1 pseudogene is annotated in these 318 nt (G+C 44.0%); it reads right to left on the reverse strand.

Going from position 1 to position 318, the window contains the following annotated elements:
- Positions 1–188: 188 nt before the first annotated feature.
- Positions 189–302: pseudogene (locus D0T85_RS22180) on the reverse strand (hypothetical protein); the annotation flags it as partial.
- Between the last annotated feature and the right edge of the window lie 16 nt (positions 303–318).

The following is a 318-nucleotide window of genomic DNA, read 5'->3' on the forward strand; positions in this document are numbered from 1 at the left end:
CAGATATCAATTCACGAAACGCTGTTGTACGTGGATACGCTGAACGAAATGCCATTAACGCCCCCATACAAGGTAGTGCTGCCGATTACGAACGCGAAAGCGGCAAGATTTATGTTCCGGAAATCACCAACAAGAACGGTAAAAAGGTAGCCGTTATCGGGCAACAACAAAGTGGTAAGGATACGGAACAAGGTTGTTTTACCCGCCCCATCAGGACCGATTATACCAAATATTTCACCAGAGACACCTGTATCAATTTCGTCAAAAATGATAGTCGGCAGTTTGGCTGCTTTAGCTATAATTGCTTTAACAGAAAGC

It is taken from the genome of Bacteroides sp. 519, from assembly GCF_010500955.1.
Classification (GTDB): Bacteria; Bacteroidota; Bacteroidia; order Bacteroidales; family Bacteroidaceae; genus Bacteroides.